Source organism: Winogradskya consettensis (genome assembly GCF_018332715.1).
GTDB lineage: Bacteria > Actinomycetota > Actinomycetes > Mycobacteriales > Micromonosporaceae > Actinoplanes > Actinoplanes consettensis.
The window spans coordinates 1-16,935 of the sequence record NZ_BOQP01000027.1 but is presented as its reverse complement, the minus strand read 5'-3'; the positions used below and the strand labels follow the sequence as shown (position 1 = coordinate 16,935).

General features: G+C 71.1%; 6 protein-coding genes and 1 pseudogene. 3 read left to right on the top strand and 4 right to left on the bottom strand.

What is annotated here, in order from left to right:
• Nucleotides 1-253: 253 nt before the first annotated feature.
• Nucleotides 254-910, top strand: coding sequence for a RhiA family protein (locus Aco04nite_RS23970; protein ID WP_212999507.1), 657 nt, complete (start codon nucleotides 254-256; stop codon nucleotides 908-910).
• A gap of 243 nt (nucleotides 911-1,153) precedes the next feature.
• Here the strand turns inward: Aco04nite_RS23970 and Aco04nite_RS23965 are convergent, their stop codons facing one another.
• Nucleotides 1,154-4,456 (bottom strand): BTAD domain-containing putative transcriptional regulator, encoded by a 3,303-nt coding sequence (locus tag Aco04nite_RS23965; RefSeq protein WP_212999506.1) that lies wholly within the window; start codon nucleotides 4,454-4,456, stop codon nucleotides 1,154-1,156.
• 169 nt (nucleotides 4,457-4,625) lie between these two features.
• On the opposite strand from Aco04nite_RS23965, the gene Aco04nite_RS23960 reads away from it, so the two are divergent.
• Both Aco04nite_RS23960 and Aco04nite_RS23955 read left to right on the top strand, forming a co-directional pair.
• On the top strand, nucleotides 4,626-6,242 hold the full coding sequence (locus tag Aco04nite_RS23960) for a C40 family peptidase (RefSeq protein WP_212999505.1): 1,617 nt from the start codon (nucleotides 4,626-4,628) through the stop codon (nucleotides 6,240-6,242).
• A gap of 35 nt (nucleotides 6,243-6,277) precedes the next feature.
• The gene (locus Aco04nite_RS23955; RefSeq protein ID WP_212999504.1) at nucleotides 6,278-6,652 is read left to right on the top strand and encodes a hypothetical protein; all 375 of its coding nucleotides are present in this window, start codon (nucleotides 6,278-6,280) and stop codon (nucleotides 6,650-6,652) included.
• A gap of 405 nt (nucleotides 6,653-7,057) precedes the next feature.
• Here Aco04nite_RS23955 and Aco04nite_RS23950 read toward each other — a convergent pair whose 3' ends face one another.
• The 3 genes and pseudogenes from Aco04nite_RS23950 to Aco04nite_RS23940 all read right to left on the bottom strand — a co-directional run.
• The gene (locus Aco04nite_RS23950) at nucleotides 7,058-7,804 is read right to left on the bottom strand and encodes a thioesterase II family protein (protein WP_212999503.1); all 747 of its coding nucleotides are present in this window, start codon (nucleotides 7,802-7,804) and stop codon (nucleotides 7,058-7,060) included.
• Nucleotides 7,801-14,082: pseudogene (locus Aco04nite_RS23945) on the bottom strand (type I polyketide synthase); the annotation flags it as partial. The gene Aco04nite_RS23950 and the pseudogene Aco04nite_RS23945, both read right to left, overlap by 4 nt.
• Nucleotides 14,083-14,117: 35 nt before the next feature.
• A partial coding sequence (locus Aco04nite_RS23940) for an acyltransferase domain-containing protein (protein ID WP_212999501.1) occupies nucleotides 14,118-16,935 on the bottom strand: 2,818 nt, incomplete at its 5' end.

Genomic DNA, 16,935 nt, shown 5'->3' with positions numbered 1-16,935 from the left:
CCGATGATCTTGCGGCGCGCAGCATGGCCTCGCTGCCGTTTGGTGATTTGTCAAGAAGGCGACAGCGGTTGACAGCGGGTCCGCGCGCTCAACCGAGGCGGTTTTACTCCGAAACACGTTCCGGATCACGGTTGAACCGCCCCATCTATCACCCTCCGAGCACGTTGCGGCCTCACCCGATTGACAAAGACGGTGTACTGGCAACCGAAAACGACGGAGATCCACAAGGATCGCCAAAAGAGGGGAAAGAATCATGCCGGGAACAACGTACGAGCTGGCCATCACGAACCAGTCCGATCAGGAATTGGATTTCTGCCTCTACCAGGACAACCCCAACATCAGCAACTCGAAAGTGATGTCGACCGCCTGGCTCAAGAAGACCCTTGCTCCGACCAGCCAGGGGAAGTTCACCTGGACGGTCGACTGGAGTTTCATGTGGGACGAGACCGGAACGCCGGCTCCCGGGGTGTCGTTCGAGGTCGGCCAGACCTGGCCGGCCGACCCCTCAGCCAGCAACACCTGGAGCACCCCGACTGTCGGAGGTGATCAGGTCAATCTCACCTACAACGCGAGCAACGACACGTACACCTTCGAGACCGGCAAGGGTCAGCACAACCCGCCGCCACAGGACGGAATCCTCTACATTTACCAGCAGAACCCCATTCCGCCGGGCCAGGCCTCGATCGGCCTCGGGATGTCCGGCAAGCCGGTGTACGCCCTGCAGGCAGAACCGAATCTTCACGCGAACTTCGACGCAACGCCGGTCTACTACATCACTGCGGGCACGTACACGGAAGGCATCGTACTCGATGTAACTCAAATCACGGAAAAGGCAGAGGTTCAGTTCCCGACCAACGTCTTCTCGATGACCGCGACGCTCACTTCTACCAATATCTGGTCGGTCGCATAGCAGACCAGGAAATCGCAATAGATTTGGACTAGACGCCTGAGCGATAACCCGCATCTCGATCAGAGGTGCGGGTTACCGTGCCGTCTCGATCCCGCCGCCATTGGTCATCGAATCGCTCGATCATTCGCTCCACGATTCACCTGATGCCGCGTTCCTGATATCCTTTGACGATTAAATCGTCGTCGTTAAAAAATTGACAACGGTCGTTTTTTGTCGATGAACGGTCTGTCGGCAGCGATCAGATCAGTGACGCCAGGCGGCCGCGAGTAGTAGTTCCCGGCCCGCTCGCAGGCGGGCCGGGAGGCCCTCGTGGAGGGTGGCGGCCTCTTTGCACAGCCGCTCGGCTCGTGCGAGATCTCCGGTTGTCATGGCTGTGCGGGCCAGGGCCAGGCGGGCGTCACCCTGGAAGATGCGGTATTTCTTGCGGTCGGCCAGGTCAAGGGCTGCCTCGGCCACCACTCGGGCCTCGGCGGGGTCGCCGGACGCCAGCCGGACCTCGGCCAGGCCGACCCCGGCCTGCACCTCGAAGTACAGGTAGCCGTTGTCCCGGCAGAGCTGGAGGCAGCGGGTGAAGCGTTCGGCCGCGTCCTCGATCGCGCGCGCGCCGAGCAGGGCGAACCCCAGGGTGGCCAGCACCCCGGCCTCCGAGCGCAGGTCACGCAGGCGAACGGCGATGGATACGGCCTCGGTGGCCGCCGAGAGCGCGGCGGACCACTCGGCCTGCTGCTGGTAGAGCAGGCTCAGTTCGTCCAGGGTGGCCATCTGGCCGTTCAGCGCGCCGGTCGTCCGGTGGTAGTCGAGGGCGGCGGTCAGGTGTTCGCGGGCGGTGTCGAACTCCTCCAGCAGGCGCAGCACCATACCCAGGTTGCCCAGGTTGACGACCGCCGAGCGGCGGCGGGCGGCGCCGCGGTTGAGGGCGAGAGCGGCCTTGAAGTGCACCACGGCCTCGGTCAGGCGGCCGGTCTCGTTGCACATCGCGCCGAGGTCGTTCAACGTGACGGCGCGGATGTGGCTGAACTCGGGGCCTTCGCTGATCTCCAGGGCCTGGCGGTACAGCTGCTCGGCCTCGGTGGGCTGGCCCAGTTCCTGCCGGATCAGGCCGAGGTTGTGCAAGAGGTACGCCTCGCCGATGAGCCAGCCGCCGCGCCGGGCCGCGTCGACGCCCGCGCGGTACGCCTCGCCGGCCCGCTGGGTCTCGCCCGCCGCCCAGTACGCCTGCCCGATCGTCTGGTGCATCGCGGCCTGCGCCAGGTCGTCACCGGCAGCCTGCGCCGCGGCCAGCCCGGTCTGCCCGGAACCGAGCCACGACACGACGTCGCGGTGCACGAAGAAGTAGCCGCGTAACTGGTCGGCCAGTTGCCAGGCGCGGGCCCGGTGCGGACCGGCCGCGGCCAGGTCGATCGCCGCGAGAAGGCCGGTGAGTTCCTCGTGCAGCCAGGCGGTGGCGGTGTTCACGTCGGTGAAGCCCGCCGGGTCGGCGGGGATGTCCAGCGGCAGCCGGACCATCTCGGCGTACACCAGGCGCATCGCGGCGGCGGTCCGGGCCAGGTACCAGTCGAACAGCGGGCCGAGGGCTGCCGGATCCCGATCGTCCCCGGGCCGCTGAGCCGCGTAGAGCCGCAGCAGGTCGTGATAGCGAAAACGGCCGGATTCGGTGCACTGCACCAGATTCTCGGCGGTCAGCTCGTGGAGCGCCGCGGTGGCGTCCTGCTCGCCGACGCCGGCCAGCGCGGCAACCGCGGCGGGGTGGAACGTCTCGCCAGGGATCAGAGCACCTGCCCGGAACACGCTGCTGACGGGCGTACTCAACTCTTGATAGCTCAACTCGAAGCTGGCCTGGACGCCGATGTCGCCGATGCTGAACCGGGCCAGCCGCGACCGTTTGTCGGCGAGCCGGTCCAGCAGGTCGTGCATCGCGACGCGACCGTCCTTGAGGCGGCTGGCGATGACCCGCAACGCGACCGGGAGCAGCCCGCACGCCTCGACCAGCGCCTCGGCACTCGTCGCGTCGTCGGCCGCGCGGTCTCCCAGCATGCCGAGCGCCTCGGTGACGCTGAGGGTGCCGAGTTCGACCAGGTGCGCGCCGTCCAGCTCGGCGCAGCGGTTGCGGCTGGTGATCAGGACGGCGCTGCCACCGGGTCCGGGCAGCAGCGGACGCACCTGGGCCGCGTTGCGTGCGTTGTCCAGCACCACCAGCAGCCGCCGGTCGCTGACCGTGCTGCGCCAGAGGGCGGCCGCCTCGTCGGGGTCGACCGGGACCGCCCGGCCGGGCACGCCGGCAGCGCGTAGGAGACGCGCGAGGGCGTACGGCGTACCCACCGGTTGCCGGTCCGCACCGCGCAGGTCGAGGTGGATCTGTCCGTCCGGGAAGTCCTGCCGGACCGACCGGGCCGCCTGCAACGCGAGGCTGGTCTTGCCGACCCCCGCCATCCCGGAGATCACACAGACGACCGACGGCCCGGACGGGTAGCGCAGGGCACGGCCGACGTCGTGCAGTTCGGCCGTACGCCCGGTGAAGTCCAGGGGCGGCGCCGGTGCCTGCCAGGGCCGGACGACCGGCGCCCGCACCTCGTCGGGACGGGTACGCAGGACCGCCTGCCGGGCCTCGCGCAGCTCCGTACCGGGGTCGAGGCCCAGCTCGTCGGCGAGGCGGGCGCGGACCTCGTCGTACACCTCGAGCGCCGCCGCCTGCTGACCGGAGGCGGCGAGCGCGACGACCAGCCGTGCGTGCAGCGACTCGTGGTACGGGTGCCGGGGTGCCAGCCGCCGCAGAACCGGCAGCACCTGCGGTTCCCGGTGCAGTGTCTCGCCGAGCCGGGTCAGCCGGATCGCCGCCTCGACCCGTTCGTCGGCCAGCTCGGTGACCAGCGGGTCGTCCTCCAGCTCGGGCACGCCGGCGGCCGGGACGTCACCGTGCCACATCTCCAGCGCGTCGTGGACCAGGTCGAACGCCACGGACGGCGGAACCTGCGGGTCACGTCCGCCGGCGAGGCGTTCCCTGTAGGCGACCAGGTCGAGCTCGGCGGCGGTGGCCTGCAGCCGGTAGCCGCCGGGCGCCAGCTCCACCATCCCCGGCGTGAGCAGCCGCCGGAGCCGGCTCACGTGGGTCTGCAGGACGTTCGCGGCGGACGGCGGCGCGTCGTCCGCCCACAGCAGGTGGATCAATTCGTCCCGGCCGACGGGACGGTCCGGGGTCATCGCGAGGCGGGCCAGCACGATCCGGTGCCGGCCGGCGCCGATGCTCACCTCCTGCCCGGCCCGGGTCAGTCCGAGGGGTCCGAGCACGGAGATCCGCAATGGGCCGCCGTTCGTGGGTGCCGGTACGAGCGGGGCAGGCCGGGCGAGCTGACGCAGGCGGCTCAGGTCCTGGTGGCCCATCCCGAGCGCGCCGCCGAGCGCGTCGAGCAGCCGTGGCCGTGGCGAGCTGCTCCGGCCCTGCTCCAGGTCGCGGACGCTGCCGAGACTCACGCCGGCCCGCTTCGCCAGATCGCCCTGGGTCAGGCCCAGGCGGGTTCGCGTGTCCCGTACCAGGGCGCCAACCGTCATCCCCGATTCGTCCATTTGCTACCCCCGTAGATCCGGATCGGAGGATCACCGTAGTACGGGATCGGTACGGGTTGCAGCCCTCCAGCGGGCCGGTAGCCATCCTCCGCAGACTCTCCCTCAGCGAGGCCGGGCGAACCCCCGCCCGGTCCACGGGGAGGAACTGAGGAATATGCACACTTCGATATCCTGGCGCCGACGGGCGGCGGTCCTGGTGGCCGCGCCACTGATCCTGATGTGCGGCGCCACCGCCGCATCCGCGGACCCGGCGGATCCACCGTCCGACCCGCCACTGGCTTCCTACCCGAGCGTGTCGACGCAGGAGGCGCCGAACCCGACGGCTCGGGCCGCGACGGTGCAGGCGGGCTTCGCGGGGTGCGACGACAACGGGCCGGCCCTGCATCTGACCCGTGAGCAGGTCCTCGCCCGGGCGCAGACCTGGCTCGACGTCGGCGTCCCCTACAGCCAGGAGAACTGCTACCGCAACAGCCTGGGCGACTACCGCACCGACTGCTCCGGGTTCGTGTCGATGGCCTGGGGTCTCGGCGGCGAAGGCAGCGACTACTGGACCGGCAACCTCTACCTCGTCACCACGGAGATCGCCCGCTCGGCACTGAAGCCCGGCGACGCGCTGCTGCGGCCCGACGACCACGTCGCACTGTTCGTCCGCTGGGCGGACTCGGCACACACCCAGCCGGAGGTGATCGAGCAGACCGGCACACGCAACACGATCCGGGACACGTGGAGCCAGTCGAACGCGGCGCGCTACACACCGGTCCGCGTCAACACCATTGTGGACAAGTCCCAATCAGCACCGGCCCTGATGTACGACAACGGCGGCGGCTCCACGCACCTGTTCCGCTGGACGTCGAACGGCTCGGCCTTCGCCCGCACGACCGAGTACGTCGGGAACAGCTACAACGCCCCCAGCGTCGGCGACCGGATGGCATCCGGTGATGTCGACGGTGACGGCGTCGATGACCTCGTCACCGCGTACCAGAAGCCCGATGGTCAGTGGCAGATGAATGTGTTCCGCGGCGGGGTCACTTCAGCCGGCATCTGGTACGACGGCGGCACCCTCAACCTCGACAAGGCCGGCGGACGCCTCGTCGTCGGCGACTGGAACGGCGACGGCAAAGCCGAACCCGCCCTGCTCTACGACAAGGGAGGCTCCAACACCTACATCTACCGCTGGCTGTCGACCGGATCGTCCTTCCAGCGCACCACCGAATACGAGTCGACCAGTTTTGCCCTCGCCGCGGTCGGCGACCGGGTCGACTCCGGCGACATCGACGGGGACGGCGACGACGACATCGTCACCGCCCACCAGAACAACGACGGCAAGTGGCAGCTCAACGTCTTCCGCAGCGCAGTCACCTCCGCCGGCATCTTCTACAACGGCGGCAGCCTCAACCTCGACAACGCCGCCGGCCGCCTCGTCGTCGCCGACTTCAACGGCGACGGCAAGGCCGAACCCGCCCTCGCGTACGACAACAACAACGGCACCATGCACATCTACCGCTGGACCTCGACCGGCACCGCGTTCAGCCGCACCACCGACTACGACGCCGACAGCAGTTTCTCGCTGAGCAACGTCGGCAACCGGGTCGACGCGGCCGATGTGGACGGTGACGGCAGCGCCGACATCGTCATGGCCTACCAGAAGCCCGCCGGCGACTGGCAACTCAACGTCTTCCGCAACGGACTCACCTCAGCAGGCACCTTCTACAACGGCGGCACCCTCGACCTCGACAAGGTCGGCGGACGGCTCGCGCTCGGCGCCTGGTGACCCTTCCCCTCAGCCACACCAACAAAGGAGTAGCTATGAACAAGAAGGTATCCCGGCCGCTCGCCATCGCCTCGGCGATCACCGCCGTCGCCCTCGGCGCACTGGCCGCCCCGGCACCCGCCTCCGCCCACTGGAGCTGCGGCCGCGGCGCCCCGGCCGACATCGACACCACCGGCGGCCACGTCGCCTGGTACGGCGCCACCGCCCGGGTCGGCTCGAGCACCCGCTGCGCGGTGAGCTCCACCAACATCACGGGCTGGAGCCTCGACTACCACTGCTACGCGATCGACATCAACGGCGCCGACACCCTGGACGTACGTCGTCACGGTCTCCGACACCGACAGCACCCGCGGCTGGGTCAACGACAACGACCTCCGGGACCACGGCTCCACCAAGCGCTGCATCGGTGACACCAACCAGGTCGAGGCAGCAGCCCCGGCCACCATCGACTGGGCGGCAACGACCAAGCCCGCCTTCAGCTGACACATCCGAAAAACATCAACCGGCCTCGCCGTGGTGCAGCCCGCACCACGGCGAGGCCCGTTCCGGGCCGCAGGCGCTGCACGAGCCACCATGACATGGATCGATGCCCGGCTCGAGAACCCGCCCGACGGCGTACCGGTCCTGGCCGCGGCCGTTACTGGGATTCCGACCAGGTGACCTGTAAACCGTACGATCCCGTCCCGAAGGAGGGCGTGACCCACTGGGCCGCCCTGCCACCCCTGCCCGGTGCACCCACTTCCCTTCTCATGGGTGCACCGGTCGCGTCCGCGTTGGCGGCGGCCGACGTCGACCGGCTCACTGCATGCAGATCGTCACCGCAGGGCCTCGCGGATGACGGCGGTGACATCGGCGGCGTGGTCGACCAGGAAGAAGTGACCGCCCGGGTAGGTGAGGACGGTGACGGCTGCCGTGGTGTGCGCTTCCCAGCGCCGGGCCTCGCCGGCGTCGACGACCGGGTCGCCGGAGCCGGTGAGAACGGTGATCGGGCAGTCGAGCAGGGTGCCGGGCCGCTCCCGGTAGGTCTCGACGGCCCGGTAGTCGCCGCGGATCGCCGGTAACGCGAGTCGTAGCAGGTCGGGGTCGCCCGGGACGTTGCCCGGACCGCCCAGCCTGTGGAGTTCCGCGACGATGCCGGGGTCGTCGAGGGTGTGCACCTGTTCGTCGCGATGGCGTGACGGCGCCCGGCGGCCGGAGGCGAAGAGCCGTACCGGTGGCGGCAGGGTGTCGGCGCGCATCCGGGCCGCCAGTTCGTAGCCGAGCACGGCGCCCATACTATGCCCGAACAGCGCGACGGGACCCTGCCGGGCGACCGCTGCCACGGCCGGGTAGAGCCGGTCGGCGAGTGTGTGCATGTCGTCGATGACCGGCTCGCGGTGCCGGTCCTGGCGGCCCGGGTACTGCACACCCAGCACCCGGCACTGCGGTGCGAGTGCCCGGGAGAGGGGGAAGAAGAAGCTGGCTGACCCGCCGGCGTGCGGAAGGCAGATCAGGGTGACGGCTTGGTCGTCCCCGGGATGCAGCTGCCGCAGCCACCGCGTGTCGAGGGCCACCCCGGTCATGACGGGTCCCCGAGCAGCCCGGCGAGGGCGGGCCGGCCCGTGCTACCGGGCGGTGGGAGGTAGCCGGCCCCGACGAAGAAGCCGACGTACTTGCGGAACAGGTCGGCGGTCAGCGGCGGGCAGGCGATCCCGGTGCTGTGCAACGCCCGCTCCGTGGCCGACACGTCGATGGCCGGATAGAACGATCCGCTGTCCGACTGCATCATGGCGAACGCGTCGAGCAGCGGGAACAGCGCGTTGTCCCGGTCGGAACGCACGATGGTGTGCCAGGTGTCGCTGTCGGTGGCGCTGAGGGCGTACCCCATGGATCGCAGGTGGGTGACGATGTCGGTGAGCCGCAGGGAGCTCTTGTTGTAGAAGTGGAACGTCTTTCCCACTGTTTCGGGGCGCTGCGACAGGGCGACAATGCCCGCGCTGACGTAGTCGACCGGTGTCAGGTGATAGGCGCCGGTGAGGTCGGCGGGGGCCGCGCCGGCCTGGACCAGGCCCTTGAGGCTGAGCCAGACGAAGTCACGGGTCTGGCAGGCCCCGTGGTCCTGGTCGCCGGAGATCACGTCGACGCGGTGCACGGAGACCGGGAGGCCCCGTTCGCGGGCCAGTTCGAGCAGGCCCTCGGCCACCCATTTGCTGCGCAGGTAGCCGCTGGGCAGTGCTTCGGCCGGGCCGGTGGGGTCGGTGACAGCGAGCGGGCGGCCCGGTGTCACCGGGCCGGCGAAGACGCCTACCGTCGAGACGTAGTGCACCGGCACCGTGCGGTGCCGCGCCGCCAGCCGCAGGATTTCCTCGGTCCCGGTGACGTTGGCCGCCTTCAGCGCGGTGTACGGCCGTAGCCAGTTGACCGTCGCCCCCGCGTGGTAGACAACATCCACCGAGCGGGCCAGTCCGTCGAACGTCTCCTCGCTGAGCCCGAGCCGGGGCGCCGCGAGGTCCCCGACGACGATCGACAGCCGGGCCCCGTCCACCTGGTCCGCCACCTGGTACCAGCGCAGGTTGTCCTCGAGCCGGTCCCGGGCCTGCCGGGCATCCGCGGCCCGGACGAGGCAGTGGATCGTGGCGGTGGTCGTGCGCATGAGGTCCCGCAGCAGGAACGCGCCGAGGAAACCGGTCGCGCCGGTGAGCAGGATCTGCCCCGGTTCCGCCGGTGGTACCGGACCGTGGCCCGCCGCCGGGCGAATGTCCTCGGCGAGGCGGACCTCGGCCGCGTAGTCGACGTCGTGCTCGGTATCCCGCACGGCGCCGGGGGTCGCCATGCGCAGCTGGGTAGCGAGGTGCCGGGCGAGGTCGACCGGCGTGGGGTGGTCGAAGACCAGGGTGGCGGGCAACGGCACCGCCGTCTCGGCGGCGAGCCGGTTACGCAGTTCCACCGCTGTCAGCGAGTCGGCGCCGAGTTCGGCGAAGCTGCGGTGGTCGTCGATCGCGGCGGGGCCGGCATGGCCGAGAACGCCCGCCGCCTCGCGCCGGACGAGATCGAGCATCAGCCGGTCCTGCCCTGCCGGCTCGAGCCCGGCGAACGCGTGTGCCAGGGACGGGCCGTCGACGTCGCCGGCTGCCCGGGCAGCCGGCCGGGGCGGCCGGCCCGCCAGCTCACGGAAGAGGAACGGGACCTGGGCCGGTCGCGACCGCATCGCGACCAGATCGACCGGGGTGACGGTCACGGCCGGACGGCCGGCGGTCATGACGGCATCCAGCATCGCCGGTCCCCGGCCGGCGTCGATGGCAGGGAACCCGGCACGGGCGATCCGTTGCCGGTCCGCATCGCCGAGGCCGGCGGTGATGCCGCCCTCCTGGTCCCAGATGCCCCAGGCCACCGACGTGGCGGCCAGACCACGGGCCCGGCGGTACGCGGCGAGCCCGTCGAGGAACGCGTTGGCGGCCGCATAGTTCGCCTGGCCCGCACCTCCGATGACACCTGCGATCGAGGAGAACATGACGAACGCGGTGAGGCCGAGATCGCGGGTCAGCTCGTGCAGGTGCCATGCGGTGTCGGCTTTCGGCCGCAGCACCCCGGTCAACCGTCCGGCGTTCAGGGAGCTGAGCACGCCGTCGTCCAGGACACCCGCCGCGTGCACCACGCCCCGGATCGTGACGTCCGGCGGGAGGTCAGCGAGGACACGGGCCAGCGAGTCACGGTCCCCCGCGTCGGCGGCCACGATCAGGACCCGGGCCCCGGCGTCCGTCAGCTCGTTGCGTAGTGCCTCGGCACCCGGGGCGTCGGCGCCGCGACGGCTGACCAGCACCAGCTCCGGCACGTTGTGCACGCGTACCAGATGCCGGGCCATGAGCGCGCCCAAGCCGCCGGTGCCGCCAGTGATCAGCACCGCGCCGTCGGTCGGCCATACCGGCCCGGCAGTACCGGGCACGGTCCGGGCGAGGACTGGCGCCAGTAACCGGCCGTCGCGGACGGCGGCCTGTGGCACTCCCGCCGCGGCCACCTCGCCGACGATCGCAGCCACCGAGGTGATGTCATCGACGTCGAGCAGGACCAGGCGGCCGGGTATCTCCGATTGGACGGAGCGGACGAGCCCCCAGACCGCCGCGCCGGTGAGGTCGCTGACCTGACCGTCCACCGCGACAGCGCCCTGGGTGACCACGACCAGCGGGGTCCCGGCCAGCCGCTCGTCGGCGCACCATCGCTGAACGGATCGCAGCACGTCGCTGGTGGCGGCGTGCACACCCGCGGGCAGTGCGTCGTCCGGCCGTCCGGCGAGGAGGACGACAGCCCCGGGCCGGTCGGTGGACCGGGCCGCTTCGGCCGCTTCGGCGAAGACCGCCACGCCCGGGAACCCGCGATGGTCGCCCAGCACGGCCCAGCTCAGGGCCGGCGCGTCGGCGAACGGCACCGGCTTCCAGTCCACCGCGAAGTACGCGTCGTCGTGTCCCACGCGGGCGGTGGCAAGTTCCACCGCCGCGGTCCGGCGCGTCGCCAGCGAGCCGATGGAAGCCACCGGACGGCCCTGGTGGTCGGCCAGGTCCAGCGAGACGGTGTCCGGACCGGTGACAGTGACGCGTACGCGCAGAGCAGTCGCACCGCCCGCCCACAGCCGCACATCCCGCAGGGCGATCGCCGCACCCGGCAGGGCGACACGCAGAGCCGCGTCGAGCAGATCCGGGTGCAGGCCGTACGACGCGGCGGCCGACTGCTGTTCCGGGGGCAGCTGTACCTCGTCGTGCCCCTCGTCCAGCTCGAAACCGGGCTCGTGGTCATCGTTGGACAGGGTTCCCCGGGCGTACAACGCCCAGGCGGGTGGCTCGGGGACGTCGGGGCGGGCGTGGACCAGGACCTGCCGGTCGCCGGAGTCGCCGGCAGCGCCGATGCGGACCTGCAGCGAGAGCGCTCCGCGTTCGGGAAGCACGAGCGGTGTGGTGAGCAGGAGCTCCCGGACGGTCGTGCAGCCGAGTTCGTCACCGGCGCGGACCACCGCTTCCACGAGGGCAGCGGCAGGGACGACGGTCAGGTCACCGGAGCGGTGCCCGGCGAGCCAGGGTTGCTGGGCGAGCGAGAGCCTCCCCGTCATGACCGTCTCGTCGGAGCCTGCGACGTCCACGACCGTGGTGACGAGCGGATGGCCGCTCGCCGGGCGGGCCGCGGCCGGTTCCAGCCAGTAGCGGCTGCGCTGGAACGCGTAGGTCGGCAGGTCCACCCGGCGGCCTCCGGTCAGCAACGGCGACCAGTCGACGCGGACACCGCTCGTGTGGAGCTGGGCCAGGACGGAGCAGAACTGGTCGGTCTCGGACCTGCCGGCCCGCAGGGCGGGGGCGGCGAGGACGGGAGCGGCGCCGGTCAGGGCGGTCAGTACGCCGTCGGGGCCGAGCTCCACGAACCGGGTCACGCCCTCGCTCTCCAGATGGCGGACACCGTCATGGAAACGCACCGTGGACCGGATATGCCGCGCCCAGTAGTCCGGCGAACTCAACTGCTCATCCGTCGCCGTCACACCAGTCACATTGGACACCACCGGAATCCGCGCCGGAGCGAACGACAACCCCGCCACCACCGACCGGAACTCCTCCAGGACACCGTCCATGTGCGCCGAATGGAACGCATGGCTGACGACCAGCTGCTTCACCCGGCGGTTCCGCGCCGACCACAGCTGCTCCACCTGCCGCACGGCGTCGGCGTCGCCGGAGACCACCACCGACCGCGGGCCGTTCACCCCCGCGATCGACACCCGCGCGGGCAGGACGGCGAGCACCTCGTCCTCGGTGGCCTCGACGGCCAGCATCGCCCCACCGTCAGGTGCGGACTGCATCAGCCGGCCCCGTGCCGCCACGAGCCGGCACGCGTCCGGCAGGTCCAGCACTCCGGCGGCGTGCGCGGCCACGACCTCACCGATCGAATGACCCAGCAGCATGTCCGGGACGACGCCGAAGCTCTCCACCAGCCGGAACAACGCCGTTTCCAGGGCGAACAGACCCACCTGCGTGAACACCGTCTGATCGATCAGCGCCGCCGTGATCGAGTCCGCGGGTGCGAACACCACCGACGCGAGCGGCCGGTCCAGCTCCGCGTCGACGAGCTCGCAGACGTTGTCGAAGGCCTGGCGGAAGACCGGGAACGTCTCGTACAGCTCGTGGCCCATGCCGAGGCGCTGGCTGCCCTGACCGGTGAACAGCACCGCGGTGCGACCACCCGGGGCGCGGCTCGTGACCGTGGGCAGGGCGTCGAGCAGCGTACGCCGATCGCGGCCCAGTACCACCGCGGAGTGCTCCAGGGCCGGCCGGGAGAACGCCAGCGACCAGGCCACGTCGACCGGGTCGAGCTCCGGGTGCCGCGTCACATGGTCGTGCAGCCGGACGGCCTGTGCCGTCAGGGCCCGCTCGTCCCGCGCCGAGATGACCCACGGGATAACCGGTGGGGACGCTGCCCGGTTCGCCGAGGGCGGTTCGGCGGGGACAGGTGCGGGGGCTTGTTCGAGGATCACGTGGGCGTTGGTGCCGCTGACTCCGAACGACGAGACGCCGGCTCGGCGGGGACGGTCGGTGGACGGCCAGGTCCGGGCCTCGGTCAGCAGTCGTACCGGGGCGGAATCCCAGTCGATGAACGGGCTGGGCGCGTCGACGTGCAGGGTCTTGGGCAGGATGCCGTGGCGCATGGCCATCACCATCTTGATCAGCCCGCCCACTCCTGCGGCCGCTACCGAATGCCCAATATTGGACTTCAGGGAGCCGAGCCACAGCGGCTGGTCGGGGGAACGCTCTTTGCCGTACGTGGCCAGCAGCGCCTGTGCCTCGATCGGGTCACCCAGCCGCGTGCCGGTCCCGTGCGCCTCGACCACGTCGATGTCCGCGGCGGTCAGGCCGGCGCTCGCCCACGCCTGCCGGATCACGCGTTCCTGCGACGGGCCGTTCGGGGCCGTCAGACCGTTCGACGCACCGTCCTGGTTCACCGCCGAGCCGCGCACCACGGCCAGCACCTCGTGCCCCAGCCGGCGCGCGTCCGACAACCGTTCCACCAGCAGCAGACCGGCGCCCTCACTCCACCCGGTGCCGTCGGCAGCCGCCGCGAACGATTTGCACCGCCCGTCCGGCGCCAGGCCCCGCTGCCGCGAGAAGTCGATGAAGCCGCCGGGGTGTCCGTTGACGGTGACTCCGCCGGCCAGGGCGAGGTCGCACTCGCCGGCCCGCAGCGCGTTCATGGCCAGGTGCAGCGCGACCAGCGACGACGAGCAGGCGGTGTCCACCGAGACCGCCGGGCCGTCGAGGTCGAAGAAGTACGAGATCCGGCCGGACGCGACGCTGCCGAGCCGGCCGGTGGTGAGGTAGCCCTCCAGTTCCTGCGGGCCGTCGAGGTCGAGGTAGGTCTGCCCGGCCACCCCGGCGTACACCCCGGTCCGGCTGCCCTTGAGGGTGGCGGGGTCGATCCCGGCGCGTTCGAAGACCTCCCACGCGGTCTCCAGCAGCACCCGCTGCTGCGGGTCCATGGACAGCGCCTCACGCGGGGAGATGCCGAAGAAACCCGCGTCGAACGAGGTCGCGTCGTCAACGAAACCCCCTTCCCGGGTGTACGACGTCCCGGGCGTGGACCCTTGCGGATCGTAGAGCCGGTCGACGTCCCAGCCGCGGTCGGCGGGCCACGGCGAGATGCCGTCGCGCCCGGCCAGGACCAGGTCCCAGAGGTCCTCCGGGGACGCGATGCCACCGGGGTAGCGGCACGCCATCGCGACGATGGCGATGGGCTCGCTCCGGCTCTCCTCCAGGTCGCTCAGCTGCCGGCGGGTGCGCTGGAGGTCGGCGGTGACCCACTTGAGGTAGTCGACGAGTTTGTTTTCCTGCTCGGACATGGTTACCCACGATCTTTCCGGGAGCGGCGCCGTCAGTTCGCGGTGCGACCCAGCTCGTTGTCGATGAAGTCGAAGATCTCCGCGGCCGAGGCCGACCCGATGTCGCGGGTGAGATCCGGGTCCGGCTGGTCCTGCCAGCGGGAGGCGATCGCTTGCAGCCGCGCGGAGATCCGCGCGCGTTCACCGTCGTCGGGGCCGATCCGGGCGAGGACCGACTCGAGGCGGTCCAGTTCCGCGAGCGGTGACCCGTGCTCGACGGCCGGCCCGGCCAGCGCCACCAGATGACCGGCGAGCGCCGTCGGTGTGGGATGGTCGAACACCACCGTGGCGGCGAGCCGTATCCCGGTCGCCGCGCCCAGCTGGTTGCGCAGGTTGACCGCGGCGAGCGAGTCGAACCCGAGCTCCTGGAACGAGCGGTCCAGGTCGACGGCGTCCGGGTCCGGGTGCCCCAGGACGGCGGCGACCTCCGCGCGGACCAGGTCGAGCACCGCCTCACGGCGCTCGGGCACGGGCAGGGAGGTGAGCCGCTCGGCAGGCGCCGGGGCCGGTGCGATCCGTGCGACGGGTCGGACCGGCATCGCGACCGGCTCGGCCGGCGGCCCGTCCTGCGCCGCCCGGAACGACGCCAGCGGCTGATCCTCGAAGACAACGGCGTCCGCCGCCGCCACCGGGGACCCCGTCGCGTCGAGCAGCACCAGCGACACCGCCCGGTCGTCGACCGGCGTCGCGATCACCTTCACCGCGATCGCCCCGCCTGCCAGCAACCGCATCCCGCGCCAGGCGAGCGGGACGCGGACCAGGCCGGGACCGGCTGGTGGGCCGGCGACGGCCAGCGTCGCCGCGCTCAAGAGCAGGGGGTGCAGCCCGTAGCGGGCCGCGTCGGCATGCAGTTCCTCCGGTAGGGCGACATCGACACCGTCAGCGCCGGCAGGGCTGGGTCCGGGGCCGGGTTCGGGTTCGGGTTCGTCCGGCGCCGCGGTGATACGGCCGTCCGCACAGTGGGTCCAGCCGGACGGGACGCCTCCCTCCGGCCGGGCGTGGATCCACACCTGACGCTCGTCGCCGTCGTCGGCACCGACTCGGATCTGCACCGTGAGAGCCCGGTTCGCGGGCAGGACCAGCGGCGCGGTCAGCACCAGTTCCCGGATCACCGGGCAGCCGACCTCGTCACCGGCCCGGATCACCGCCTCGACCAGCGCGGCCGCCGGCACCACGAGCGCGTCACCGATCCGGTGCCCGGACAGCCAGGGCAGGTCCGCCGCCGACAACCGGCCCGACAGCACCACCTCACCCGATCCCGCCAGCTGCACGGCGGCACTCACCAACGGATGTCCCGTCGCCACCGAGCCCGGTGATGCGACTCCGGGCGTACCGGCCGACTCGAGCCAGTAGCGGTCCTGGCGGAACGCGTAGGTCGGAAGCTCCACCCGCCGACCGCCGACCAGCAGCGGCGACCAGTCCACGGGCACACCCGTGGTATGCAGCTGGGCGAGTACCGCACACAGCTGACCGGACTCGGGACGCCCCGCGCGCAGCACCGGTGCGGCCACCACGGCGTCCGTACCCGTCAGGGCGGTCAGTACGCCGTCGGGGCCGAGCTCGACGAACCGGGTCACCCCCTCGCTCTCCAGATGGCGGACACCATCGTGGAAACGCACCGTGGACCGGATATGCCGCGCCCAGTAATCCGGCGAACTCAACTGCTCATCCGTCGCCGTCACACCCGTCACATTGGACACCACCGGAATCCGCGCCGGCGCGAACGACAGATCCGCCACCACCGACCGGAACTCCTCCAGGACACCGTCCATGTGCGCCGAATGGAACGCATGGCTGACCACGAGCCGCTTCGTACGACGGCTCTGCGCCCGCCACTGCTGTTCGACCCCGAGCACAGCGTCCGCGTCACCCGACACCACCACCGACCGCGGTCCATTCACCCCCGCGATCGACACCCCCGCAGGCAGCCCGGCGAGGATCTCCTCCTCGGTGGCCTCGACCGCGACCATCGCCCCACCGTCCGGCGCCGACTGCATCAGCCTGCCCCGGGCCACCACCAGCCGGCACGCATCCGGCAGATCCAGCACCCCGGCGGCGTGCGCGGCCACAACCTCACCGATCGAATGACCCAACAGCATGTCCGGGACCACGCCGAAGCTCTCCACCAGCCGGAACAACGCCGTTTCCAGGGCGAACAAACCCACCTGCGTGAACACCGTCTGATCAATCAGCGCCGCCTCGGCCGAATCCACCGGCGCGAACACCACCGACGCCAACGGACGATCCAGCTCACCGTCGACAAGGTCACACACCGCGTCGAACGCCGCCCGGAAGACCGGGAACGCCTCGTACAGTCCGCGGCCCATGCCGAGGCGCTGGCTGCCCTGACCCGTGAACAGCAACGCCGTCCGGCCCGCAGAGCGCACCCCCGGGGTCGCCTTCGACAGACCGTCCAGCAGAGTGGCACGATCGCGGCCCAGCACGACCACCGAGCGTTCCAGCGATACCCGGGTGGACACCAGCGACCGGCCCACGTCCACGGGATCCAGCTCCGGGTACGCGGAGGCGAACTCCCCCAGTCGTTCGATCTGCGCCCGCAGACCGCGATCGTCGCGGGCGGAGACCACCCACGGGATCAGAGGCGGGGCCGGGACTGGGGTGGGCGCTTCGGGTGTACCCTCCGGCGGGGCGTGCTCGATGATCACGTGCGCGTTGGTGCCGCTGATCCCGAACGACGACACACCTGCCCGGCGCGGGGCGTCCCCGGCCGGCCACGGTCGCGGCTCCGTCAGCAGGCGCAGCGCGCCGGAGGACCAGTCCACGTGCGGCGACGGCTCATCGACGTGCAGC